The sequence below is a fragment of the Serratia sp. CY47444 genome (assembly GCF_052168635.1).
Lineage (GTDB): Bacteria > Pseudomonadota > Gammaproteobacteria > Enterobacterales > Enterobacteriaceae > Serratia > Serratia bockelmannii.
This window is the reverse complement of sequence record NZ_JBJNMH010000004.1, coordinates 1-22,781: the sequence shown is the minus strand read 5'-3', so window position 1 is coordinate 22,781 and position 22,781 is coordinate 1. Positions and strand designations below refer to the sequence as shown.

The 22,781-nt window shown below is 59.9% G+C and carries 22 protein-coding genes, 1 tRNA gene and 1 riboswitch; of the genes, 11 read left to right on the top strand and 12 right to left on the bottom strand.

Features of this window, described 5'->3' with window-relative positions; all coding sequences use genetic code 11:
• Positions 1–22: 22 nt before the first annotated feature.
• Positions 23–658, bottom strand: coding sequence for a glutathione transferase (gene yfcF / locus ACJ8IL_RS08350; RefSeq protein WP_004937171.1), 636 nt, complete (start codon positions 656–658; stop codon positions 23–25).
• A 170-nt stretch (positions 659–828) separates the two neighbouring features.
• Between yfcF and ACJ8IL_RS08345 the strand changes: the two genes are divergently transcribed.
• Positions 829–1,545 carry an HPP family protein gene (locus ACJ8IL_RS08345; protein ID WP_107227067.1) on the top strand — a complete coding sequence of 239 codons (717 nt, stop codon included), beginning with the start codon at positions 829–831 and terminating at the stop codon, positions 1,543–1,545.
• Here ACJ8IL_RS08345 and aac(6') read toward each other — a convergent pair whose 3' ends face one another.
• The 3 genes from aac(6') to ACJ8IL_RS08330 all read right to left on the bottom strand — a co-directional run bounded on the left by aac(6') (position 1,546) and on the right by ACJ8IL_RS08330 (position 3,784).
• Complete coding sequence (gene aac(6'), locus ACJ8IL_RS08340; RefSeq protein ID WP_442516491.1) at positions 1,546–1,986, bottom strand: aminoglycoside 6'-N-acetyltransferase; 441 nt, start codon at positions 1,984–1,986, stop codon at positions 1,546–1,548.
• Between the two features lie 138 nt (positions 1,987–2,124).
• Positions 2,125–3,027, bottom strand: a complete 903-nt coding sequence (locus tag ACJ8IL_RS08335; protein WP_442516490.1) for a pirin family protein — start codon at positions 3,025–3,027, stop codon at positions 2,125–2,127.
• A 148-nt stretch (positions 3,028–3,175) separates the two neighbouring features.
• Positions 3,176–3,784 (bottom strand): FMN-dependent NADH-azoreductase, encoded by a 609-nt coding sequence (locus tag ACJ8IL_RS08330; RefSeq protein ID WP_442516489.1) that lies wholly within the window; start codon positions 3,782–3,784, stop codon positions 3,176–3,178.
• Between the two features lie 96 nt (positions 3,785–3,880).
• Here ACJ8IL_RS08330 and ACJ8IL_RS08325 point away from each other — a divergent pair, with 96 nt between their 5' ends.
• Positions 3,881–4,285, top strand: coding sequence for a winged helix-turn-helix transcriptional regulator (locus tag ACJ8IL_RS08325; protein ID WP_025304329.1), 405 nt, complete (start codon positions 3,881–3,883; stop codon positions 4,283–4,285).
• A 135-nt stretch (positions 4,286–4,420) separates the two neighbouring features.
• On the opposite strand, the gene ACJ8IL_RS08320 is transcribed toward ACJ8IL_RS08325, so the two are convergent.
• Positions 4,421–4,496 (bottom strand) — tRNA-Ile (locus tag ACJ8IL_RS08320).
• A 146-nt stretch (positions 4,497–4,642) separates the two neighbouring features.
• Here ACJ8IL_RS08320 and mug point away from each other — a divergent pair.
• Positions 4,643–5,131 carry a G/U mismatch-specific DNA glycosylase gene (mug, locus tag ACJ8IL_RS08315; protein WP_442516488.1) on the top strand — a complete coding sequence of 163 codons (489 nt, stop codon included), beginning with the start codon at positions 4,643–4,645 and terminating at the stop codon, positions 5,129–5,131.
• Between the two features lie 16 nt (positions 5,132–5,147).
• Positions 5,148–5,600 carry a nuclear transport factor 2 family protein gene (locus ACJ8IL_RS08310; protein WP_442516487.1) on the top strand — a complete coding sequence of 151 codons (453 nt, stop codon included), beginning with the start codon at positions 5,148–5,150 and terminating at the stop codon, positions 5,598–5,600.
• Between the two features lie 55 nt (positions 5,601–5,655).
• Here ACJ8IL_RS08310 and rpoD read toward each other — a convergent pair whose 3' ends face one another.
• The 3 genes from rpoD to rpsU all read right to left on the bottom strand — a co-directional run bounded on the left by rpoD (position 5,656) and on the right by rpsU (position 9,758).
• Positions 5,656–7,497 (bottom strand): RNA polymerase sigma factor RpoD, encoded by a 1,842-nt coding sequence (gene rpoD / locus ACJ8IL_RS08305; RefSeq protein WP_025304326.1) that lies wholly within the window; start codon positions 7,495–7,497, stop codon positions 5,656–5,658.
• Positions 7,498–7,654: 157 nt separating this feature from the next.
• Positions 7,655–9,406, bottom strand: a complete 1,752-nt coding sequence (gene dnaG / locus ACJ8IL_RS08300) for a DNA primase (RefSeq protein ID WP_442516486.1) — start codon at positions 9,404–9,406, stop codon at positions 7,655–7,657.
• Positions 9,407–9,542: 136 nt separating this feature from the next.
• Positions 9,543–9,758: a 30S ribosomal protein S21 gene (rpsU, locus tag ACJ8IL_RS08295; RefSeq protein ID WP_001144069.1), complete on the bottom strand. Its 216-nt coding sequence runs from the start codon at positions 9,756–9,758 to the stop codon at positions 9,543–9,545.
• A gap of 325 nt (positions 9,759–10,083) precedes the next feature.
• On the opposite strand from rpsU, the gene tsaD reads away from it, so the two are divergent.
• Positions 10,084–11,097, top strand: coding sequence for a tRNA (adenosine(37)-N6)-threonylcarbamoyltransferase complex transferase subunit TsaD (tsaD, locus tag ACJ8IL_RS08290; RefSeq protein ID WP_442516485.1), 1,014 nt, complete (start codon positions 10,084–10,086; stop codon positions 11,095–11,097).
• Positions 11,098–11,127: 30 nt separating this feature from the next.
• On the opposite strand, the gene plsY is transcribed toward tsaD, so the two are convergent.
• A complete protein-coding gene (gene plsY / locus ACJ8IL_RS08285; RefSeq protein WP_442516484.1) occupies positions 11,128–11,772 on the bottom strand; it encodes a glycerol-3-phosphate 1-O-acyltransferase PlsY in 645 nt (214 codons plus the stop codon).
• Positions 11,773–11,879: 107 nt separating this feature from the next.
• Here plsY and folB point away from each other — a divergent pair, with 107 nt between their 5' ends.
• Positions 11,880–12,239, top strand: coding sequence for a bifunctional dihydroneopterin aldolase/7,8-dihydroneopterin epimerase (gene folB / locus ACJ8IL_RS08280; protein WP_442516510.1), 360 nt, complete (start codon positions 11,880–11,882; stop codon positions 12,237–12,239).
• A 132-nt stretch (positions 12,240–12,371) separates the two neighbouring features.
• Complete coding sequence (bacA, locus tag ACJ8IL_RS08275; RefSeq protein WP_004937204.1) at positions 12,372–13,196, top strand: undecaprenyl-diphosphate phosphatase; 825 nt, start codon at positions 12,372–12,374, stop codon at positions 13,194–13,196.
• A 39-nt stretch (positions 13,197–13,235) separates the two neighbouring features.
• Here bacA and ACJ8IL_RS08270 read toward each other — a convergent pair whose 3' ends face one another.
• Complete coding sequence (locus tag ACJ8IL_RS08270) at positions 13,236–14,480, bottom strand: multifunctional CCA addition/repair protein (RefSeq protein ID WP_442516483.1); 1,245 nt, start codon at positions 14,478–14,480, stop codon at positions 13,236–13,238.
• Positions 14,481–14,602: 122 nt separating this feature from the next.
• Positions 14,603–15,223, bottom strand: a complete 621-nt coding sequence (locus tag ACJ8IL_RS08265; protein ID WP_016930153.1) for a TIGR04211 family SH3 domain-containing protein — start codon at positions 15,221–15,223, stop codon at positions 14,603–14,605.
• Positions 15,224–15,501: 278 nt separating this feature from the next.
• Between ACJ8IL_RS08265 and ACJ8IL_RS08260 the strand changes: the two genes are divergently transcribed.
• The 3 genes from ACJ8IL_RS08260 (at position 15,502) to hldE (ending at position 21,200) form a co-directional block, all read left to right on the top strand.
• The gene (locus ACJ8IL_RS08260) at positions 15,502–16,809 is read left to right on the top strand and encodes a CYTH domain-containing protein (protein WP_442516482.1); all 1,308 of its coding nucleotides are present in this window, start codon (positions 15,502–15,504) and stop codon (positions 16,807–16,809) included.
• A 45-nt stretch (positions 16,810–16,854) separates the two neighbouring features.
• Positions 16,855–19,692, top strand: coding sequence for a bifunctional [glutamate--ammonia ligase]-adenylyl-L-tyrosine phosphorylase/[glutamate--ammonia-ligase] adenylyltransferase (gene glnE, locus ACJ8IL_RS08255; protein ID WP_435967846.1), 2,838 nt, complete (start codon positions 16,855–16,857; stop codon positions 19,690–19,692).
• Between the two features lie 77 nt (positions 19,693–19,769).
• A complete protein-coding gene (gene hldE, locus ACJ8IL_RS08250; RefSeq protein ID WP_019453075.1) occupies positions 19,770–21,200 on the top strand; it encodes a bifunctional D-glycero-beta-D-manno-heptose-7-phosphate kinase/D-glycero-beta-D-manno-heptose 1-phosphate adenylyltransferase HldE in 1,431 nt (476 codons plus the stop codon).
• 61 nt (positions 21,201–21,261) lie between these two features.
• Here the strand turns inward: hldE and ubiK are convergent, their stop codons facing one another.
• Entirely contained in the window at positions 21,262–21,537 is a 276-nt protein-coding gene (gene ubiK / locus ACJ8IL_RS08245) for a ubiquinone biosynthesis accessory factor UbiK (protein ID WP_004937216.1), read from the bottom strand.
• Positions 21,538–21,682: 145 nt separating this feature from the next.
• Positions 21,683–21,843: riboswitch (FMN riboswitch) on the top strand.
• Positions 21,844–21,952: 109 nt separating this feature from the next.
• Between ubiK and ribB the strand changes: the two genes are divergently transcribed.
• Positions 21,953–22,606 carry a 3,4-dihydroxy-2-butanone-4-phosphate synthase gene (gene ribB, locus ACJ8IL_RS08240; RefSeq protein WP_004937218.1) on the top strand — a complete coding sequence of 218 codons (654 nt, stop codon included), beginning with the start codon at positions 21,953–21,955 and terminating at the stop codon, positions 22,604–22,606.
• Positions 22,607–22,781 lie beyond the last annotated feature (175 nt).

The following is a 22,781-nucleotide window of genomic DNA, read 5'->3' as shown; positions in this document are numbered from 1 at the left end:
GTCGTGGCCGCCGATTTTTTTCTCAGGCGCGCCGTTTTTCCGACAACGCCAGCCAGGCCTGCACCGACGGGCGCTGCCACTGCTTGTGCGCATAGTGGCGAACGCGCTCCGGCACCGGATCGCCGTGCATCACCAGCCGGTTGAGCATCAGCGCCAGATCGGTGTCGGCGATGCACCACTCCCTGAACAGATTATCCTGCCCGTGGCTCAGCAGCTTTTCCACGGCGGCGATCAGCTTGCGCGCGGCCTCTTGCGCGGCTTCGGACAGCGGCGGGAACTTGCCGTTGTTGAACACTACCTCGGTCGAACGCTCGGCGCGGATCGGCAGCAGATCGCTGCGCAGCCAGGCCTGGATCTCGCGCGCTTTGGCGCGCAGCTTCACGTCGCGCGGGTACACGGCGTGGGCCGGGTGGATGTCTTCCAGGTATTCGGCGATCGCCGAAGACTCTGAGAGCTGGAATTCGCCGATCGCCAGCGTCGGCACCCGGCGGGTGAGCGACAGCGCCGCGTAGGCCGCCTCTTTGTTCTCTTCCTTCGCCAGATCCACCGGCTTCACGGTGAACGGAATGCCTTTTTCCGTCAGCACGACAAAGGCGGACATGGCGTACGGGCTGAAAAATTCACTGTCGGTATAAAGCTCGGTGATCGGTTGAGACATCGGCGGTTCCTCGGGGTTAAAGGGGGAACATTCATCATTGTCGAGGGGAGGCTAAAAATCAATCTGTTAGCTAAAAGTTCTTGGGCGGCGCGGTTTACGGCGCCGTGAGTTCCTTCAGGATGATGTGATATATTTGTTGCCAACAAGTGAATTGAGCCGTATTGGGTAACATGAAGACGCAGTGGATAGAACGAGTGAAAGTGGGATGTGCGCGCCTGTGGCCGCACCCGCTGGCGGTGGGCAAGCGAGAGATGCTGATTTCCAGCGTCGGTGCCGGTTTGGGGCTGATGCTCGCCGGTTGGATCAGCCACTTTATTTTGGGTGAGGTGAACCTCTGGTTTATCGCGCCGATGGGCGCTTCGGCGGTGCTGCTGTTCGGCGTGCCCAACAGCCCGTTGGCGCAGCCCTGGTCGATCGTCGGCGGCAATGCGCTGGCGGCGACGGTGGGTGTCAGCGCTGGTCTGCTGATCCCCGATCCGGGCCTGGCTTGCGGCGCGGCGGCGGCGGTGGCCATCGGCCTGATGTTCAAGCTGCGTTGCTTGCATCCACCCGGCGGCGCGGTGGCGCTGACCGCCATCCTCGGCGGCCCCGGCATTCACCAGATGGGCTATGACTTCGTACTGTATCCGGTGCTGCTGAACTCGGTGCTGCTGGCGGCGCTGGCCATTCTGTTCAATAACCTGGCCGGGCGACGCTACCCGCATGCGCTGGCGCCGGCGGAGGCCAAACCGGCCAATCTGCCGATCGATGCCGTTTCCATCACCCGCGCCGATCTGCACGAGGCGCTGATGGAGGGGGATCTATTCGATATCGACGAGGACGATCTGCAGGAGATCCTGCTGCGCGCCGAGCAGTTGGCGCATCAGCGGCAAAGCAAGATCGCCTGATCAGCCCAGCATTTTACGGTAAAACACCACCCGCTCCGTTTCGGCAAAGCCCAGCGCCGCATGCAGGCGCTGGGAGTCCAGATTGGCGATGTCGGTATCCGACGCCAGCTCGCTGCACCCCTGTTGCTTGGCCCACTCCTGCACCTGCGCGATCAGACGCGCCGCCCAGCCCTGGCGGCGGGCGCGCTCGACGGTAAAAATCCCTTCCAAAAACGCCACCGGCGACGATTCGCAGCCGTTGACGTAATCGTAGCGCAGTGCGACCTCGGCAAAGCCAACGAAAGCGCCGTCCAGCCCCCGCGCCATAAATGCGGTGTGGTGCGGCGAAGCCAATATCTCGCGCATCTCCGCGCGGTGCTCTTCCAACGGACAAGTGGGCCACAGCGCCGAGCGCAGCGCCAGCCAGGCGTCGAGGTTGTCGTGGTCGCAGATGACGATCATGCGGGATCCTTATCCGGCAACTGAAGGGAGTGGGGCGATAATATCACGTTGCGCCGCCAGCGAGCGGCCGGATACGTCGGCGCATGAGATTAGCCTGCCCTGGATCGTTCGTCGCAGATTGTGATCCCATCATCAACGTCATCGGAAGATGGGGATCGTGCCCGAGGCCGTACGCCGCTCGCCGGCCTCTTTAAGTCTGCGCCCCAGTTCGGCGATGCGACGTTCGCCGGCTTCCAGCGCGGATGCTGAGGTATGTACCGAATAGGAACCGAGGTGCAGCGGATACGGGTGAGGCACGGCTGAGCCGAGAACGAATACGGCATCTTCATTGCCGGATGCTTCGAGCGCTATGGGCATTTCCCCCGGTTCGAATACCACCATCTCGCCCGCGTTGATAGGCGCGTCTGCGCTGAGCCGGCCTTTGGCCAGCGCGAGCCAGCCGACTGAATGCTTGGCTGGCGGGAGGTAAGTCCAGCTTTCGCCGGGTTTGAGGGTGACGAGCAAATAATTGATGCCTTCGTGTGCGGGCACCGGGCTTTGCACGCCTTCATGGTTGCCGACGATGATATGCGCCGGCCCGATTTGGCGCATGTTCCGGGCTTCGATATAACGGCTTTCCTGTTCACCGTTCTCCAGCTCGGCGGGCAGGGCCAACCAGAGCTGGAATCCTCGGATGCGCGGCGTATCCGTGGCGGACAATTCTTTGCCGTGCCACATCCCACCGCCGGCACGCGCCCACTCTACCGCGCCATAGCCGAGCGTCCCGACAGTGCCGCTGGCGGGATCTTCGTAGTGAAAAGCGCCTTCGAGCGGCACGGTCACGGTGGCTATGCCTGAATGCGGATGCAGCGGCATGTTGGCCAGCATTGCCATGGTGCGCTGATCCGCATCGAACAGATCGAGGAAGACGAAAGGTTTAATCACCTGGCCCAGGTCGGACGGGCTCATCAGTCGGGTTATCGGGCCGTGGCCTTGCCCTCGGGTGCGTTGTGTAATACGCCGCGGGTTGGGCGCGGGTGGTGAGGTCAACGTGGTGTTCATGATTGAATCTCCAGTTTATACATCCGGTGCAAACGAATTTCGGGGTACGCGGCACGGCCATACGATTGAGCGGTATTGCATCGCCGGTGGCCAGCCCAAAAACGGGACTGGCCGCGAGCCTGCTATTGCTGTTCCGAACAGGCCCCGATTAAGCGGTCAGGCCGTCAATCTGAGCCGCCGCTGCATCGATGGCGACAGTGCGGTTTTCCGGGCTGAGTGCCAGTCCCTCTGCTCGAATGAAGGTGATGTCCGTAATGCCAAGGAAGCCGAAGAAACTGCGCAGATAGGTTTCCTGATGGTCCAGGAAGGCCAGTGGCGTGCCTTCGCCGTACAGGCCACCGCGAGTGGAAGCGACGATAACGCGTTTCCCCTTGGCGAGGCCTTCAGCGCCTTTTTCCGTATAGCGGAAAGTTCTGCCTGGCACTGCAAGTCGGTCAAGCCAGGCGCGCAGCTGAGTCGGCAACGTAAAGTTATACATAGGTGCACCGACGATAATGACATCGGCGGCAAGGAAGTCGTCGACGAGTTTAGCGTTGCGGGCAACGGCCTGTTTGACGTGCTCGTCTTGCGGCTCCACGCCCTGCAGAGCCAAAAATTCGGCGCTCGAAAGGTGGTTAATCGGGTCGGCGGCGAGATCGGTGTGGATGATCCTGGCGTCCGGCTCAGCAGCAGAAAGATGTTTGACGATCGCCGCCGTGAGCTGGCGGCTTACCGACTGTTCGTTGAGAATGCTGGAATCGATATGAAGCAGTGTCATGGTGAAATCCTTAGGTATAAAATGGTAACCAGGGATAACAATATAACCATGCCCTAAAATGGCAGACAATAAGGCACATTAGGAGAACCCGGTATCATGAATGTGACTGATCAACCTCGAGATTTAAGACATGCCGACTGCCAAAAGATCAGTCAGGTATTGGCGCGCGTTGGTGAGAAGTGGAGTGTCCTGATCATTATGTTCTTGGCGAACGGGCCACGCCGATTCACTGAAATAAAGCGTACAATCAATGGAATATCTCAGCGGATGCTGACGTTGTGCCTGCGCAATATGGAACGAGATGGGTTGGTCAAGCGGACAGTTATTGCCGTCATGCCGCCGCACGTCGAATATGAATTGACGCCGCTCGGGTGCTCATTAACGGTGCCGGTCATCGCGCTGGGAACCTGGGCGAATGAACATATTGCCGATATTGATGCGGCCAGAACAGCATTCGATGCACAAAATAGCGAGGCCGGTCATGATGCTAATTCACGGTAGAGGCGACAGAGGGACATGAGATTTTTGCCCTGTTTCTGAAGTTATGGGGGCTTTAGTTTTATGGCAGTGATTATACAACGCTGTGCCGCAGAAAACGCCAAGGGGCTACGCTGTTGACGTAACCCTTTGAAAATTTGGTGGCCCCTGTTGGGTTTGAACCAACGACCAAGCGATTATGAGTCGCCTGCTCTAACCACTGAGCTAAGGGGCCAAGCCGCGAGATTATAGGGAATCCTTAAGCATCGGTCTACTGTTACCCGCCCGTATGTTGCTTTTCTGCGCAGTTCTAGCCTGTTGTAATTGCTGGCGGATTTTGCGATAACCGCAGTAAATCCCTGCAATGGACTCACGACACTCATGGAACTTCTGGCGCCCAATCTGCGGGTGGTGTTTTGCGGCATCAACCCCGGCCTTTCTTCCGCCCATCAGGGCTATCCTTTCGCCAACGGCAGCAACCGCTTCTGGAAGGTGATCCATCAGGCCGGTTTTACCAAGAGCCAGCTGGCGCCGGAGCAGTGGCAGCAGCTGAAAGACAACGGTTGCGGCATTACCGCGCTGGTGGCGCGCCCGACGGTGGCGGCCAGCGAACTGTCGCGCGACGAGTTGCGCAGCGGCGGTGAGGCGCTGCAAGAGAAGATCCTGCGCTATCAGCCGCGCGCGCTGGCGATTTTGGGCAAACAGGCGTTCACCACCGCCTTCGGGGTGAAAAACGCGCCCTGGGGCAAGCAGACGCTGACGCTGGGGGCAACCGAGGTGTGGGTATTGCCCAACCCCAGCGGATTGAACCGCGCCACGCTGGAGCAGCTTACCGCCAGCTATCGTGAGCTGTTCCTGGCGCTGCGATGACATAAGGGGGTATGCGATGACATCGATGATGAAAGGTTGTGTGATTGCGCTGTTATTGGTGACCGGCGCTGCGCAGGCGGGGCATTCGCCACAGGAAGCGCGCAACAAGCAGAACGTGCTGGAGTTTTATCGGCAGGGGCTGAACAACAAGGATTTTGCGGCGGCGCGGCCGTTTTTGGGCGAGCAGTACAAGCAGCATAACCCTAATGCCAAAGACGGCGTGGCGGGCTTTCGGCAATTTGTCGAGCTGCTGAAAACGCGTTACCCCAACTCGCACAGTGAGGTTAAACAGGCGTTCGTCGACGGCGACTATGTGATCCTGCATGTCGAGGTCAGCGGGCGCGAGGCCGACAAGACCGCGGCGATCGTCGATATCTTCCGTCTCGACAGCGCCGGAAAAATCGTCGAACACTGGGACGTGACGCAGCCGGTAACGGAGAAGACCGCCAGCGGCAACAGCATGTTCTGAGGCATAAAAAAACCCCGGCAAGCCGGGGTTTTTGTTTTGGGTGCGGCAGCCGGACTTAGTCGTCCAGGAAGCTGCGCAGCACTTCGGAGCGGCTCGGGTGACGCAGCTTGCGCAGCGCCTTGGCTTCGATCTGACGAATACGCTCACGGGTAACGTCAAACTGCTTGCCTACCTCTTCCAGCGTGTGGTCGGTGTTCATGTCGATGCCGAAACGCATGCGCAGCACTTTCGCTTCGCGCGCGGTCAGGCCGGCCAGCACGTCGTGGGTGGCGGAGCGCAGGCTTTCCGAGGTCGCGGAATCCAGCGGCAGCTCGAGGGTGGTATCCTCGATGAAGTCGCCCAGATGCGAATCTTCGTCGTCGCCGATCGGTGTTTCCATCGAGATTGGCTCTTTGGCGATCTTCAGCACCTTGCGGATCTTGTCTTCCGGCATCAGCATGCGCTCGGCCAGCTCTTCCGGCGTCGGCTCGCGGCCCATCTCTTGCAGCATCTGACGCGAAATACGGTTGAGCTTGTTGATGGTCTCAATCATATGCACCGGAATACGGATGGTGCGCGCCTGGTCGGCGATGGAGCGGGTGATAGCCTGACGGATCCACCAGGTGGCGTACGTCGAGAACTTGTAGCCGCGGCGGTATTCGAACTTGTCTACCGCTTTCATCAGGCCGATGTTGCCTTCCTGGATCAGATCCAGGAACTGCAGGCCGCGGTTGGTGTATTTCTTGGCGATGGAAATAACCAGACGCAGGTTGGCCTCAACCATCTCTTTCTTCGCGCGGCGGGCTTTCGCTTCACCGATCGACATGCGACGGTTGATGTCTTTGACCTGCTCGATGGTCAGGCCGGTTTCTTCTTCGATCTGACGCAGTTTCTGCAGGCTGCGCTGCACGTCTTCGGCAACGTCTTTCAGTTTTTCCGACCATGGCTTGGCCATCGCCAGTGCGGCTTCGAACCAGGAATCGCTGGTTTCGTTGCCGGCGAACAGGGTGACGAAGTTTTTCTTCGGCATTTTGCACTGTTCAACGCACAGCTTCATGATGATGCGTTCCTGGGTGCGAACGCGGTCCATCATGGTGCGCATGCTGTTGACCAGGAAGTCGAACTGTTTCGGCACCAGGCGGAACTGCTTGAACACTTCAGACAGCTTCAGGATCTCGTCCGCTGCGCTGGCGTGGCTGCGGCCGTTCTTCTTGATCACCAGACGCGTCGCTTCATACTGATCGCGCAGCTCGGCAAACTTTTGACGCGCCAGCTCAGGATCGATGCTGTTGTCGTCTTCAGTGTCGTCGTCTTCGGCGTCCTCATCTTCTTCGTCGTCGTCTTGCTCTTCGCTCGACAGTTCAGAACCGATGTGGGTCGCGGTGGGGGCGATGTCCTCTTCCGCGTTAGGATCGACGAAGCCGGTGATCAGATCGGACAGGCGCGCTTCGCCCGCTTCGACGCGATCGTACTGCTCAAGCAGGTAGGTGATGGCTTCCGGGTATTCGGCAACCGAGCACTGCACCTGGTTGATGCCGTCTTCGATGCGCTTGGCGATGTCGATTTCGCCTTCGCGCGTCAGCAGTTCGACGGTACCCATTTCGCGCATGTACATGCGCACCGGGTCGGTGGTGCGGCCGATTTCGGATTCCACGCTGGACAGAACCTGTGCGGCGGCTTCTTCCGCATCTTCGTCCGTGCTGTTCGAGTTTTCGGCGAGCAGCAGGTCATCGGCGTCCGGTGCTTCTTCCATCACCTGGATGCCCATGTCGTTAATCATCTGGATGATGTCTTCGATCTGATCGGAGTCGACGATATCTTCCGGCAGATGGTCATTGACCTCAGCATAGGTCAGATAGCCTTGCTCCTTACCACGGGTGACAAGTAGCTTCAGCTGTGACTGCGGGTTTTGCTCCATAAGACGGTATCCACACTTCAGAGTATTTAGGTTGGTGTCGGTCGGCGAAACCGCCAACAATAGCATTTGGGGCGTTTTCGTTATCGCCGCGGCCCACTATGGCGGCACTGTGCAGGGCTCTGCCCTCGCAATTATCGGCACTTAAGCCGTTTGGTATTCAGTTTTTCTTTCCAGCTCTTGACTCGTTGATCATACGAACTTCTTCTCGCTCTGAGGGGGTTAAGCCCTGTGTACGGGAGAGTGCCAGCAACTCTTCTAACCGTTGTTCGAGCACAGAGTCGAACATATGATTCAGGGAGTCCAGAAAGGTTCTTTCTGCAATCTCTGTATCTGATATATCGTTCCAGGCAGACAAAGTTTCAAGGTTAGCGCTGAACTTTGTATCCCGATATTCTTCCAGGATCTGGCCCGTTTTTATTCCAGGTTGAGCCAGGCAAAGGCTCACCAGCTCGCTGAACAGCGGCAGACCTGGCAGTTTGGCGTGTTGTAACCCTTCAAGAGAAGGTACAAGTGTAGCCAACTGCGGATTTTGCACCAGTAACCCTATCAGTATACGCATGGTTGTGCGTTTTAGCTGGGGCGCCTGATAAGGATTCGCATTTTCCGCCTGCTTGGGCATCAGCTTGTCGAGCTGGCTGTCGTCCAGCAACCCCAGCTTGTTGCCGAGCTCTTGACGCAGGTACAAGCGCAACGTTTCGCCCGGCACCTGGGTAATCAGCGGCAGCGCCAGCGTGCTCAGCTTGGCGCGCCCGTCCGGGCTGCTCAGATCCACCTGCGGCAGCAGGCTTTCGAACAGGAACGTGGACAGCGGCTGCGCCTGCTCCATTCGCTGTTCGAAGGCTTCTTTACCTTCTTTGCGCACCAGGGTGTCCGGGTCTTCACCGTCGGGCAAAAACATGAACCGCAGCTGGCGCCCGTCGTTCAGGTACGGCAGCGCGGTTTCCAGCGCCCGCCAGGCCGCTTCGCGGCCGGCGCGGTCGCCGTCGTAACAGCAGACGACGTTGTCGGTAGCGCGGAACAGCAGCTGAATGTGTTCAGCCGTCGTCGAGGTCCCGAGCGAGGCGACGGCATAATCGATGCCGAATTGCGCCAATGCCACCACGTCCATATACCCTTCCACCACCAGCAGCCGCTGCAGGGTAGGGTGGTTCTGCTGTGCTTCATACAGGCCGTACAGCTGGCGGCCCTTATGGAAAACTTCGGTTTCCGGCGAGTTCAGGTACTTCGGCATACCGTCGCCCAGCACGCGGCCGCCGAAGGCGATCACGCGCCCGCGCTTGTCGCGGATGGGGAACATCACCCGTTCGCGGAAGCGGTCGTACGAACGCCCCTGATCGTTAGTCACCAGCATGCCGGCATCGTTCAATGCGCGGCGCGAGTCGGCGTCGCGGCCGAAACGCTTCAGGGCGTTGTCCCATCCCGCCGGCGCGAAGCCGATGGCGAAATGGCGAATAACGTCGTCACTTAATCCGCGCTGCTGCAAATAGCTGCGCGCCGGCGCCCCGGAGGACTGCTGCAGTGACTGTTGATAGAACGCGCTGAGCTGCTCCATCAGTTGGTACAGGCTCTGGCGCTGATGGCGTTCGATCTGGGTTGGCCCGGTGCCCGCTTCGTAAGGCACTTCCAGCCCGTGCATGGTCGCCAATTCTTCGATGGTTTCGACAAACTCGAGTCGGTCGTAATTCATCAAAAAGTCGACGGCGTTGCCGTGCGCACCACACCCAAAACAGTGATAAAACTGCTTTTCGCCATTAACGGTAAAGGAAGGCGTCTTTTCGTGGTGGAACGGACAACACGCGTGGTAGTTCTTGCCTTGCTTCTTGAGCTTCACGCGGGCGTCGATCAAATCGACGATGTCGGTGCGAGCCAGCAAGTCATTGATAAATACGCGCGGAATTCGTCCAGCCATAAGCCCTTACTTCATTAGCCTATAAACGAGAACAAGCCGCGCATTCCTTTCGGAAAGCACGGCCTTCGTATGCAACTACTCGGTCTGCGCGATTTTGAAAATCAGAAATTCACGCGGTGGGGTTGCCCCCGAAGAATTAATACAGACGAGTGCGGCGTGCGTTTTCGCGAGCCAGTTTCTTCGCGTGACGTTTCACAGCAGAAGCTTTAGCGCGTTTACGTTCGGTAGTTGGTTTTTCATAAAACTCACGACGACGAACTTCAGCTAAAACACCCGCTTTTTCGCAAGAGCGTTTGAAACGACGCAGAGCAACGTCAAATGGCTCGTTTTCACGTACTTTAATTACCGGCATGTGCCTCTCACCTCAATAAAATTCGGTTTGCTGCTGGCCAAGCGCCAGCCTTTTCAAAATGGTGCGGAATTTTACTCCAATGGATGCTGCTTTGTAAAGCACCGCAGCAAATTGAAACCCGCGTCGCTCTGCCGCAACGTGCGCAATTTTGCACCGGGCGCTGATTATAGACTAATCAGAAAAAAATGCTCGTGTTTAATCGCACGGGCATTTTCTGGATGAATCATCGACATAGGTGCGGACCGGTGACAAGATGCGCGGCGCTGGCGGTAAATGCGGCGGAATGTGGTAGACTGGCGGCCGCACGTGAATGATGGGAAATGTAATGCGAGTACTGGGTATAGAAACGTCCTGCGATGAAACCGGAATTGCAGTGTATGACGATCAAACCGGTTTGTTGGCCAACCAATTATACAGCCAGGTCAAGCTGCACGCCGACTACGGCGGCGTAGTGCCTGAACTGGCCTCTCGCGATCACGTGCGCAAAACCGTGCCGCTGATTCAGGCGGCGCTGAAAGAGGCCAACCTGACCCCGGCCGACATCGACGGCGTGGCCTACACGGCCGGGCCGGGCCTGGTGGGCGCGCTGCTGGTCGGCGCTACTGTGGGGCGCGCGCTGGCGTTCGCCTGGAACGTGCCGGCAGTGCCGGTGCACCACATGGAAGGCCACTTGCTGGCGCCGATGCTGGAAGACAACCCGCCGGTGTTCCCGTTCGTCGCGCTGCTGGTCTCCGGCGGCCACACTCAGCTGATCAGCGTCACCGGCATCGGTGAGTATGAACTGCTGGGCGAGTCGATCGACGATGCCGCCGGCGAAGCGTTCGACAAAACCGCCAAGTTGCTCGGCCTGGATTATCCCGGCGGGCCGATGCTGTCGAAGATGGCGCAGCAGGGCACGGCGGGGCGCTTCACCTTCCCGCGGCCGATGACCGATCGCCCGGGGCTGGACTTCAGCTTCTCCGGGTTGAAAACCTTCGCCGCCAACACCATTCGCTCCAACGGCAACGACGATCAGACGCGTGCCGACATCGCCCGCGCTTTCGAGGATGCGGTAGTGGATACGTTGGCGATCAAATGCAAACGCGCGCTGGAGCAAACCGGCTTCAAACGCCTGGTGATGGCCGGCGGCGTGAGCGCCAACCGCACGTTGCGCGCCAAGCTGGCGGAGATGATGCAGAAACGCGGCGGTGAAGTGTTCTATGCGCGTCCGGAATTTTGCACCGACAATGGCGCGATGATCGCCTATGCCGGCATGGTGCGCCTGAAGAGCGGCGCCAATCCGGAGCTGAGCGTTTCGGTGCGGCCGCGCTGGCCGCTGGCGGAACTGCCTGCGGTATAAAGCAAAGGGCCGGATAATCCGGCCCTTCTGTTATTCGTCTTTCGGCTGGTCGCCGTTATCCGCATCCGCGTCGTTTTTCTTCTTGCGGAATTTGCCCCAAATCTTGCCTTCCTGGCCGCGCCACAGGCGCTGGATATTGTCGTGATGCCGCATCAGGATCAGGCAGGAGAGCATTGCTACCGGGAAGGTGAACTGCGGTTTGAACCACCAGACGTAGAACGGGGCGATCAGCGCGCTGACGATAGCGCCGAGCGAAGAGTAGCCGCTGAGCAGCACCGTCAGCAGCCAGGTGCCGGTCATCAGGCCGGTCAGATCCCAGCCGATAGGCGCGATGGCGCCAAACGCCGTCGCCACGCCTTTACCGCCGCGGAAGTGGAAGAACACCGGATAGATATGCCCCAGGCAGGCGGCGATCGCCGTCAGGCCGAGGTACAGCGGCGGCACATCGAATTTGTAGGCCAGCCAGACCGGCAACATCCCTTTCAGAATATCGAAGACCAACACCGCCGCCGCCGCCAGCCGGCCGCCGATGCGCAGGACGTTGGTCGCCCCGGGGTTTCCTGAGCCATGCTCACGCGGGTCCGGCAGCCTGGCGATCCGGCAAACCAGGATCGCGCTCGAAATCGAGCCGCACAGATACGCGAAGATAATCATGCCAAGCGCGGTAGCACTCATAACGCGGTTCCGTTTAATAATGGTCGTTTTACTCGCAACATCTATGGATAATACGCACATTCCGCTGGAAGTGGTATCCGGCAAGGCCAAAAACAGAGAATGACGTGATGGATATCGTATTTATTGAAGAGCTTACCGTAATTACCACCATTGGCGTTTATGAGTGGGAACAGGGCATTCGTCAGAAGCTGGTGTTCGATATCGAAATGGGCTGGGATAACCGGCCGGCCGCCGCCAGCGACGACGTAACCGACTGTCTGAGCTATGCCGACGTCAGCGACGCCGTGATCCAGCACGTCGAGTCGAACCGCTTCGCGCTGGTGGAGCGAGTGGCGGAGGAAATATCCGAAATTTTGCTTCGGCGCTTCAATTCCCCGTGGGTCCGTATTAAGGTCAGCAAACCGGGCGCTGTAGCACATGCCAATCGGGTCGGCGTGATCATTGAGCGCGGCACTCGTCCCGCATGATTTTATGTCATCTGCTTGCAACGAAAGGCCGTTAAGCTGGTCTTAATCCTGAGAATTGTTTTAGCGGCATTGTCTTTAAGCACTGCCGCTTTTTTATGTGATAGCCGTTATTTTATAGGGTGATCGAAGCACATGGCTGACATGCATTCACTGTTTATTGCGTTTGTTCTTGGGGTTGTCGAGGGGTTAACCGAATTTCTGCCGGTGTCTTCCACCGGGCATATGATTATCGTTGGCGAGTGGCTGGGCTTTACCGGCGACAAAGCCAAAACCTTTGAAGTCATCATCCAACTGGGGTCGATCCTGGCCGTGGTGGTGATGTTCTGGCGTCGGTTGTTCGGCCTGATCGGCATCCATTTCGGCGGCAAGCCGGTGGAGCACGAAGGGAAAACCAGCGGCCAACTGAAGTTGGGGCACATCCTGCTGGCGATGATCCCGGCGGTGGTGCTGGGCCTGGCCTTCCATGATTTCATCAAGTCGCTGTTCGCGCCGAAAAACGTGATGTACGCGTTGGTGGTCGGCGGCCTGCTGCTGCTGGCGGCGGAATGGCTGAAGCCGAAGAAACCGAGCGCGGAAGGGCTGGATGACATCACCTACCGCCAGGCGTTCATGATCGGCTGCTTCCAGTGTCTGGCGCTGTGGCCGGGGTTCTCCCGTTCGGGTTCCACTATCGCCGGCGGCATGCTGGTGGGCGTGAACCGCTATGCGGCGTCCGAATTCTCCTTCATTTTGGCGGTGCCGATGATGATTGGCGCCAGCGGCCTGGATCTGTACAAGAGCCTGCACTTCCTGACCTGGGGCGATTTGCCGATGTTCGCCGTCGGTTTCGTTACTGCCTTCGTGGTGGCGCTGATTGCGATCAAGACCTTCCTGTCGTTGATCAAACGCATCTCGTTCGTGCCGTTCGCCATCTACCGCTTTATCGTGGCGGCCGTGGTTTATATGGTATTCCTGTAAGCCCGATACCAAGAAAAAACCCCGCTCTGCGGGGTTTTTTTATGCCTGATCGTTGATGATAGTTTGGTTGAGCTTCCAGTCGGCCAGCGCCTGCTGGCGGCGGCGTTTGAGCTCGTCGCGGATCGCGGTACCCTGCAGCCCGCTGGCCACCACTTCTTTAATCGATACCGCGTTCGCCACCTGATACGCCTGGCGCAGATAGTCGCCCTGCGGATAAGGGTTTTCCTCAAAGCCGGTGCGTCCGCGCGCGTCTGCTTCGCTGGTCAGGATCATCTGCTCCAGCCTCTGGGGTTTGCGCCAGACGTCAATGGCGTCGAACAGCTTCAGCAGGGTCTCCGGCCGCAGCTTATTCACGGTGTGGATCAAATCATGGTACTCGGCCACCAGCTTGCTCAGGTCGCGCACCGGGTTGGGCACCCGCAGCCGCTGGCACAGCGCCTCGACCAGCTGCACGCCCGCCGGGCCGTGGCCGTGGTGATGCGGCCAGAACGCTTTCGGCGTCAACCCCTTGCCAAGATCGTGGCACAGCGTGGCGAAGCGCACGTCCACCTCCGGCGTGAGGCGGGCGGCAATCGCCAGCGCCATCAGCGTGTGTACGCCGGTGTCGATCTCCGGGTGCCACTTGGCGGGGGCCGGTACGCCGAACAGCGCGTCGATTTCCGGGAACAGCACCGCCAGCGCATCGCAATCGCGCAACACCTGAAAATAGACCTGCGGGCTTTGGCTTTGCAGCGCCTTTTCGGTTTCCTTCCAGACGCGTTCGGCGGTCAGCGCGGCCAGTTCACCGCCGTGCGCCATCTGGCGCATCAGGGTGAGCGTTTCGTCGGCGATGCGAAAACCCAAATGGGCGAAGCGGGCATTGAAGCGCGCCACGCGCAGCACGCGCAGCGGATCTTCGCCGAAAGCGTCGGAAACGTGGCGCAGCACGCGCGCCTGCAGATCGGCCACGCCACCGTAAGGGTCAATCAGCTCCCCTTCGGAGGAACGGGCGATGGCGTTGATGGTCAGATCGCGCCGCAGCAGATCTTCTTCCAGCGTGACGTCCGGCGCGGCATAGCAGGTAAAACCGGTGTATCCCTGGCCGGATTTGCGTTCGGTGCGTGCCAGCGCGTACTCCTCGTGGGAGTCGGGGTTGAGGAACACCGGGAAATCTTTGCCGACCTGTTGGTAACCCAATGCCAGCAGCTCTGCCGGCGTGGCGCCCACCACCACCCAATCATGATCGACCACCGGGATGTTGAGCAGGCTGTCGCGAACGGCGCCGCCGACCAGATAAATCTGCACTGTTGACTCCTGAATATCGTGTAAGGCTCTGTCTATCAGATTACATGAATTGGCCGCGGGATGTCGGCGCCAATGAAAAGGGCGCCCGCAGGCGCCCATACTCAAACTGAACGATACTGAGATCAGTTCATCCAGCGATTGTTGTTCTTGCGGCGCGGGATCAGGTGCGGCAACAGCAGGCCCAGCAGCAAACCGACGCCGGCAACGCCGCCGCCGTACATGAACCACTGCAGGATAATGGTGCGCTGCTTGTCGTCGAGCTGCAGGTTAACGGCGTTGACCTTCTTCTGCGCGACCACCAGCTGGTTTTTCAGATCCTGGTTTTCCTTCTGCAGGCTGCTGATGGTGCTGTCGCTGCCCGCGACTTTTTCCTGCATTTCCGAGGTACGCTGGTTCCAGGTGTTATCGATGTTGGCCAGCTTGTCGGTCAGGGTTTTCACCTGCTGTTCCAGCTCGGGCACGCGGGTGCGCAGGCTGGGCGTCTGGCTGAGCTGGTCGAGCGGGATCCAGGTGGTGCGGCCTTTCGGATCGCGGATCTGGCCGTAGTTGGTGCTGTCGTTGACGCTCAGCAGGGTCACTTCTTCACCGGCGTTCAGAGTGCCGACAATACGGTACTGATTACCTGGGCCGCTATGGACGTAAGTGCTTAACTCATCGGAGATATAGCGTTTATCTTCGGCATGTGCGGCCCAAGTGATGCTGAAGCTCAGCGCGGCAAGGAAAATCAGGCGTAATTTCTGCATTAGTTCATCGTTTCTGGGTGAATTTATGGAACGATAGTAGAGGGTTCAGTCTGACGACGCAACGCCAAAACCGGAATGAGAACTATCTTACTGTGGCTGATTCTGTGAGTTGCGCAGCGTTTTATAACGTAACAGGTTTTTTCTACAGTTAGCAGGGTTAAGGCGCCGGGAATCGCGGTAAGATAACGGCAACTGTGCGTCAGTGGGCAGCATAAGGCGGGCCGAGCGCGCCGAGCTGAAACCGACGTGAATGCGTAACTTATTGGTGTTAAAGAATTATGACCGTTGAAATTGAACTGAAATTCATCGCCGCGCCGCAAGCGGTGGCCGCACTGCCACACTGGCTCGCCGCCTGGCCGCATCAGCATTCCGCGCCGCAAAAACTGACCAACATTTACTTCGAAACGGCCGACAACGTCTTGCGCCGTCACGACATGGGGCTGCGCATTCGCGGTTTCGACGATCGCTATGAGATGACCATCAAAACCGCCGGTAAAGTGGTGGCAGGCCTGCACCAGCGCCCGGAATACAATGTTGCCATCGCCGAACCGCAGCTGGCGCTGGCGCAGTTTCCTGCCGACATCTGGCCGCAGGATTGCGATATCGCGGCGCTGCAGCAGGCGTTGCAACCGCTGTTCCGTACCGATTTCGTGCGTGAGAAGTGGGTGGTTACTTACGGCCAAAGCGAGATAGAAGTTGGCCTGGATCAGGGCGAGGTGCGCGCCGGTGACCAAAGCGAAGCCCTGAGCGAGATAGAACTGGAGTTGCTGAACGGCAATACCGCCGATCTGCTGGCGTTGGCCGGTGAGCTGGCGGCGCACGATGGGCTGCGTCAGGGCAGCCTGAGCAAGGCGGCGCGCGGTTATCACCTGGCGCAGGGCAATCCGCCGCGCCAGGTGCGCTCGCTGCAGGTGTTGAAGCCGGCGGCGAAGGCGACCGTGGAGCAGGGAATGATCGCCGCCTTCGAGCAGGCGCTCAGCCACTGGCAGTATCACGAAGAGCTATGGCTGCGCGGCGACGCGCAGGCGCGCGCTTCGGTGATTGAGGCGGTTGGAACGATCCGTCAGGCGCTGGTGATCTTCGGCGGCCTGGTGCCGCGCAAGGCCAGCGCCGATCTGCGCGCCCGTTTGACCGAGCTCGAACCATTGTTGGCGGATAAAGCCGCGCAACCAGAGACCCTGTGCTACAGCACAGCTTACCTGCAATGTAAGTTGGCGCTCACATCATGGCTGGTGCGCGGCGCCTGGCGGCCGTTTATCGATGCCAAAGGGCAGGCCAAGCTGGACGGTTCTTTCAAACGCTTTAGCGACATCATGCTGGGGCGCAGCGGCGCGGAGCTGAAAGAAGCCTTCAGCCGTACGCTGAACGAAGATGAATATCAGGAACAATTACCGCGCCTGACGCGTCAGATTTCAGCGCTGATCCTGTTGTCGGGCGCTTACCCCGACGAGCAGACCGGGCCTTATATCGAGGCCTGGCGCGAACTGCAGGCGGCGCTGAGCGAGCGCCGCCAGGGCTGGTATGAAGCCAGCCGCAAACAGGCCTTATCGCATGCGCCATTCTGGTTAAACGGCGCGCTTCGTTAATCAAGCCGGCCCGCCAGCCGTGGGCCGCAGAACGGGTCATACACTATGTCGCCACTTTCAGCCGCGTTACAGGCTCAGGCACAGCAGGTTGTGCAGCGTTTTCAGGAAGTTCACGGCGCGGACAGCGCCTTTAGCGAACAGGAGCAGTGGGTGCTGGCGTCGAGCGACTTCGTCAGCGACGCGCTGCTCGCCCAACCGGCCTGGCTGGGGACGCTGCGCGAACAACCACCGGCGCCCGGCGAGTGGCAACACTACGCCGCCTGGCTGCAGGACGAGCTGGAAGAGGTGCGCGACGAGGCGCAACTGATGCGCACGTTGCGTCTGTTTCGCCGCGAAACGCTGGTGCGCATTGCCTGGGCGCAGGCGCAGGGGCTGTGTTCGACCGAAGAAACGCTGCTGCAGTTGAGCGGATTGGCGGAGACGCTGATCGTCAGCGCACGCGACTGGCTGTACCAAACCTGCTGTCGCGAGTGGGGCACGCCGTGCAACGCCGGCGGTGAACCGCAGCCGCTGCTGATCCTCGGCATGGGCAAGCTGGGCGGCGGCGAGCTGAATTTCTCGTCGGATATCGATCTGATCTTCGCCTACCCGGAAAACGGCCAGACTCAGGGCGGGCGGCGCGAGCTGGACAACGCCCAGTTCTTCACCCGCCTCGGCCAGCGGCTGATCAAGGCGCTGGATCAACAGACCATCGACGGCTTCGTCTATCGCGTCGACATGCGGCTGCGGCCGTTCGGCGACAGTGGCCCGTTGGTGATGAGCTTCGCGGCGCTGGAGGATTATTATCAGGAGCAGGGGCGCGACTGGGAGCGCTATGCGATGGTGAAGGCGCGCCTGATGGGCGGGGCGGAAGACGCCTACAGCCAGGAGCTGCGCAAAACGCTGCGGCCGTTCGTGTTCCGCCGCTATATCGATTTCAGCGTCATCCAGTCGCTGCGCAACATGAAGGGTATGATCGCCCGTGAAGTGCGGCGTCGCGGCCTGAAGGACAACATCAAGCTGGGCGCCGGCGGCATTCGCGAAATCGAATTCATTACCCAGGTATTCCAGCTGATCCGCGGCGGCCGCGAGCCGGCGCTGCAGGGGCGTTCGCTGCTGCCGACGCTGCAGGCGGTGGGTGAGCTGGGGCTGCTGGAGGCCGAGCAGGTGCGGGCGCTGAGCGCCGCTTATCTGTTCCTGCGGCGGCTGGAGAACCTGCTGCAGGCGATCGGCGATCAGCAAACTCAGACGCTGCCGCAGGAGGCGCTCGATCAGGCGCGGTTGGCCTACGGCATGGGATTGGCGGATTGGCCGGCGCTGATGGCGGCGCTGGACGTGCACATGCAGGCGGTACGCGCGGTGTTCGACGACCTGATCGGCGACGATAGCCCGGATGTCGGCGAAGATCCCGACTACCAGCACTACCACAGCCTGTGGCAGGACGCGCTGGAGGAGAACGAGCTGGCGCCGCTGACGCCACACCTCGATGAAGAAGGCCGTCGACAGATGCTGCGCACCATCGCCGATTTCTGCCACGACGTCGACAAGCGCACCATTGGCCCGCGCGGCCGCGACGTGCTCGATCAACTGATGCCGCGCCTGCTGGCGGAGGTGTGCCCGCGCCAGGACGCGCCGACCGCGCTGGTGCGGCTGGCGCAGCTGCTGCTCAGCATCGTCACCCGCACCACCTACCTCGAATTGTTGGTGGAGTACCACGCGGCGCTCAGCCATCTGATCCGCCTGTGCGCCGCGTCGCCGATGGTCGCCAACCAGTTGTCGCGTTACCCGCTGTTGCTGGACGAACTGCTGGATCCGGCCACGCTGTATCAGCCGGTGGCGCTGGACGCCTACCGCAGCGAGCTGCGCCAGTATCTGCTGCGGGTGCCGGAAGACGACGAAGAGCAAAAGCTGGAGGCGCTGCGCCAGTTCAAGCAGGCGCAGCAGCTGCGCATCGCCGCGGCGGATATCGCCGGCGCGCTGCCGGTGATGAAAGTGAGCGATCACCTGACTTATCTGGCGGAGGCGATCATCGACGCGGTGGTGCAACAGGCCTGGAGCGACATGGTGGCGCGCTACGGCCAGCCGACCCATCTGCAGGAGCGTGAAGGGCGCGGCTTTGCGGTGATCGGCTACGGCAAGCTGGGCGGCTGGGAGCTGGGTTACAGTTCTGACCTCGATCTGGTGTTCCTGTTGGATTGCCCGCCGGAAGTGATGACCGACGGCGATCGCTGCATCGACGGCCGTCAGTTCTACCTGCGGCTGGCGCAGCGGGTGATGCATCTGTTCAGCACCCGCACCTCCTCCGGCATTTTGTATGAGGTGGACGCGCGTCTGCGGCCTTCCGGTGCCGCGGGGATGCTGGTCAGCACCGTGGAGGCGTTCGCCGACTACCAGCAAAACGAAGCCTGGACCTGGGAGCATCAGGCCTTGGTGCGCGCGCGCATCGTGCATGGCGATCCGGCGCTGCATCAGCAGTTCGACGCGATCCGGCGCGAGATCCTGTGCAAAACGCGCGATGCGCAGACCCTGAAGCGCGAAGTCCGCGAGATGCGCGAAAAGATGCGCAACCATCTCGGCAGCAAGCAGCGCGATCTGTTTGATATCAAAACCGATGAGGGCGGCATTACCGACATCGAATTTATCGCCCAATATCTGGTCTTACGCTATGCGCCGGGTGAACCGCGGCTGACGCGTTGGTCGGACAACGTGCGCATCTTCGAGCTGATGGCCAATTACGACATCATGCCGGAAGAGGAGGCGCGCGCGTTGACCCAGGCCTATGTCACCATGCGCGACGAGATCCACCACCTGGCGTTGCAGGAACATTCCGGCAAGGTCGGCAGCGAGCTGTTTGCCGCCGAGCGCGAACAGGTACGCGCCAGCTGGGCCAAATGGCTGGATTAATACCTTTTTGCGGGTATTCCGGCGGTCTGTGGTAATATCTGCGCCACTAAAATTTTGTTCTTTTTTGGAGTTATCGGATGAAAGTTACGCTGCCTGATTTTCGCCGCGCCGGTGTGCTGGTGGTCGGTGACGTCATGTTGGATCGCTATTGGTATGGGCCGACCAGCCGCATTTCACCGGAAGCCCCGGTGCCGGTGGTCAAGGTCGATACCATCGAAGAGCGTCCCGGCGGCGCGGCTAACGTGGCGATGAACATCGCTTCGCTGGGCGCCACTTCCCGCCTGGTGGGCCTGACCGGCATCGACGATGCGGCGCGGGCGCTGAGCGCCAAGCTGAATGAAGTCAACGTGCGCTGCGACTTCGTCTCGGTGCCGACCCATCCGACCATCACCAAGCTGCGCGTGCTGTCCCGCAACCAGCAACTGATCCGTCTCGACTTCGAAGAAGGCTTCTCCAACGTTGATCCACAGCCGATGCTGGAGCGTATTCAGCAGGCGCTGCCGCAGATCGGCGCGCTGGTGCTGTCCGATTACGCCAAGGGCGCGCTCAGCCAGGTGCAGGGCATGATCCAACTGGCGCGCGCCGCCAAGGTGCCGGTGCTGATCGATCCGAAAGGGTCCGATTTCGAGCGCTATCGCGGCGCGACGCTGCTGACGCCGAACCTGTCCGAGTTCGAAGCGGTGGTGGGCCACTGCAAGGATGAAGCGGAATTGGTGGAACGCGGCATGAAGCTGGTGGCGGATTTCGAGCTGTCGGCGCTGCTGGTTACCCGTTCAGAACACGGCATGACGCTGTTGCAGCCGGGCGTTGAACCGCTGCACTTGCCGACCCAGGCGCAGGAAGTGTTTGATGTGACCGGCGCCGGCGACACCGTGATCGGCGTGCTGGCCGCCTCGCTGGCCGCCGGTAACTCGCTGGAAGAGTCCTGTTTCCTGGCCAACGCTGCCGCCGGCGTGGTGGTGGGCAAGCTCGGTACCTCCACCGTGTCGCCGATCGAGCTGGAAAACGCGGTGCGCGGCCGCGCCGAGACCGGTTTTGGCGTGATGACCGAAGCGCAGTTGAAGCATGCCGTCGCGCAGGCGCGTCAGCGCGGCGAAAAAGTGGTGATGACCAACGGCATCTTCGACATTTTGCATGCCGGCCACGTCTCTTATCTGGCCAACGCCCGCAAGCTGGGCGATCGCCTGATCGTGGCGGTGAACAGCGATGCGTCGACCAAGCGCCTGAAAGGGGAAACACGCCCGGTCAACGCGCTGGAGAACCGCATGATCGTGCTGGGTGCGCTGGAAGCGGTGGATTGGGTGGTGCCGTTCGAAGAGGACACGCCGCAGCGCTTGATCGCCGACATTCTGCCGGATCTGCTGGTGAAAGGCGGCGATTACAAACCGGAAGAGATTGCCGGCAGTGCGGAAGTGTGGGCCAACGGCGGCGATGTCAAAGTGTTGAACTTTGAAGACGGCCTGTCGACCACCAACATCATCAAAGCGATTAAAGACGGGCGCGGCTAACGCCGGGTAATCTAAAGAACAAGGGCGCGCGGTTCATACAGGTGCGCGCCCTTCGCGGGAATTATTCGTCTTCCTGCTTGGCTGCCGGCGCCGCGCTCAGTTTGCTTTCCAGCTCGGCCATGCGCTGTTCCAACAGCGCCAGCTTCTCGCGGGTGCGCAACAGCACCTGAGTCTGCACGTCGAACTCTTCGCGGTTAACCAAATCCAGGCGGGTCAACTGCGATTGCAGGACCTGACGGATTTTTTTCTCAACGTCTTCCCCGAATTCACGAACGCCTTTAGGCATGGACTCATGAACCTGGCGTGCGATTTGTTCGATTTTTTTCGGGTCAATCATGGCGTATCCCTTTCAGAGTTTAATAGCTGCCGCTTAGTGTAATGCGAGTTGCCCGTCGGATAAACCATTAAGCGCATTCACCGCGCGTGGCCGAATTGTGCTTTTGCCAATTGCCCTGCCTACCCATTAGCGTTATAGTCATCTTGCTTATTCTCAGGGCGGGGTGAAAGTCCCCACCGGCGGTAAATCACCTTCTACGGTGAAAGCCCGCGAGCGCTCAGCCAGCCTGTAAAGGCCGGTTAGAGGTCAGCAGATCCGGTGTAATTCCGGGGCCGACGGTTATAGTCCGGATGGGAGAGAGTAACGGTATCTGCCGGGCATGCGCCCGCTTGCGTTATTTTTTTAGCTATTGCTAGCTACTCCTCAAGATCGCCCTGGTTCTGGTAATCCATAATTTTTAATGAGGTTTTTTACCATGAATCAGACGCTACTTTCAGACTTCGGCACGCCGACAGAACGCGTTGAACGCGCGATTGACGCACTGCGCAACGGGCGCGGCGTAATGGTGCTCGATGATGAAAATCGTGAAAACGAAGGTGACATGATCTTCGCCGCGGAAACCATGACCGTTGAGCAGATGGCGCTGACCATCCGCCACGGCAGCGGTATCGTGTGCCTGTGCATCACCGAAGAACGCCGTCAGCAGCTCGAGCTGCCGATGATGGTGACCAACAACTCCAGCCAGTTCCAGACCGCCTTCACCGTGACCATCGAAGCGGCGCAGGGCGTGACCACCGGGGTTTCCGCTTCCGATCGCCTGACCACCATCCGCGCGGCGGTGGCAGACAGCGCCAAGCCGAGCGACCTGAACCGTCCGGGCCACGTGTTCCCGCTGCGTGCGCAGCCGGGCGGCGTGCTGAGCCGTCGCGGCCACACCGAAGCGACCATCGATCTGGTCTCCATGGCCGGTTTCAAACCTGCCGGCGTGCTGTGTGAACTGACCAATGACGACGGCAGCATGGCGCATGCGCCGGAAGTGATTACCTTCGCCAAACAGCACGACATGGTGGTGCTGACCATCGAAGATCTGGTGGCCTACCGCCAGGCGCACGAGAAAAAAGCCAGCTGATAGCCGGCCGCTTTCAACGATAAAAAAGCCGCGTTACGCGGCTTTTTTTGTGGCTATGACCCGTCCTGAATAGCGTTGACACATTTTACTCACGCACAGAGGAAAATGTGATGAACCAGTATATTAAACGCACACAACGCGATTACTCTCTATCCTTTAAACTGGCTGTCGTCGA

What these genes read in the sequence shown, in the direction of transcription:
- glnE (WP_435967846.1), top strand. Translation starts at nt 16,855, where the DNA reads ATGTCGCCACTTTCAGCCGCGTTACAGGCTCAGGCACAGCAGGTTGTG.
- ACJ8IL_RS08265 (WP_016930153.1), bottom strand. Translation starts at nt 15,223, where the DNA reads ATGCAGAAATTACGCCTGATTTTCCTTGCCGCGCTGAGCTTCAGCATC.
- hldE (WP_019453075.1), top strand. Translation starts at nt 19,770, where the DNA reads ATGAAAGTTACGCTGCCTGATTTTCGCCGCGCCGGTGTGCTGGTGGTC.
- ribB (WP_004937218.1), top strand. Translation starts at nt 21,953, where the DNA reads ATGAATCAGACGCTACTTTCAGACTTCGGCACGCCGACAGAACGCGTT.
- ACJ8IL_RS08325 (WP_025304329.1), top strand. Translation starts at nt 3,881, where the DNA reads ATGAATGTGACTGATCAACCTCGAGATTTAAGACATGCCGACTGCCAA.
- ACJ8IL_RS08335 (WP_442516490.1), bottom strand. Translation starts at nt 3,027, where the DNA reads ATGAACACCACGTTGACCTCACCACCCGCGCCCAACCCGCGGCGTATT.
- ACJ8IL_RS08310 (WP_442516487.1), top strand. Translation starts at nt 5,148, where the DNA reads ATGACATCGATGATGAAAGGTTGTGTGATTGCGCTGTTATTGGTGACC.
- ACJ8IL_RS08330 (WP_442516489.1), bottom strand. Translation starts at nt 3,784, where the DNA reads ATGACACTGCTTCATATCGATTCCAGCATTCTCAACGAACAGTCGGTA.
- mug (WP_442516488.1), top strand. Translation starts at nt 4,643, where the DNA reads ATGGAACTTCTGGCGCCCAATCTGCGGGTGGTGTTTTGCGGCATCAAC.
- plsY (WP_442516484.1), bottom strand. Translation starts at nt 11,772, where the DNA reads ATGAGTGCTACCGCGCTTGGCATGATTATCTTCGCGTATCTGTGCGGC.
- bacA (WP_004937204.1), top strand. Translation starts at nt 12,372, where the DNA reads ATGGCTGACATGCATTCACTGTTTATTGCGTTTGTTCTTGGGGTTGTC.
- yfcF (WP_004937171.1), bottom strand. Translation starts at nt 658, where the DNA reads ATGTCTCAACCGATCACCGAGCTTTATACCGACAGTGAATTTTTCAGC.
- folB (WP_442516510.1), top strand. Translation starts at nt 11,880, where the DNA reads ATGGATATCGTATTTATTGAAGAGCTTACCGTAATTACCACCATTGGC.
- tsaD (WP_442516485.1), top strand. Translation starts at nt 10,084, where the DNA reads ATGCGAGTACTGGGTATAGAAACGTCCTGCGATGAAACCGGAATTGCA.
- ubiK (WP_004937216.1), bottom strand. Translation starts at nt 21,537, where the DNA reads ATGATTGACCCGAAAAAAATCGAACAAATCGCACGCCAGGTTCATGAG.
- ACJ8IL_RS08345 (WP_107227067.1), top strand. Translation starts at nt 829, where the DNA reads ATGAAGACGCAGTGGATAGAACGAGTGAAAGTGGGATGTGCGCGCCTG.
- rpoD (WP_025304326.1), bottom strand. Translation starts at nt 7,497, where the DNA reads ATGGAGCAAAACCCGCAGTCACAGCTGAAGCTACTTGTCACCCGTGGT.
- dnaG (WP_442516486.1), bottom strand. Translation starts at nt 9,406, where the DNA reads ATGGCTGGACGAATTCCGCGCGTATTTATCAATGACTTGCTGGCTCGC.
- rpsU (WP_001144069.1), bottom strand. Translation starts at nt 9,758, where the DNA reads ATGCCGGTAATTAAAGTACGTGAAAACGAGCCATTTGACGTTGCTCTG.
- ACJ8IL_RS08260 (WP_442516482.1), top strand. Translation starts at nt 15,502, where the DNA reads ATGACCGTTGAAATTGAACTGAAATTCATCGCCGCGCCGCAAGCGGTG.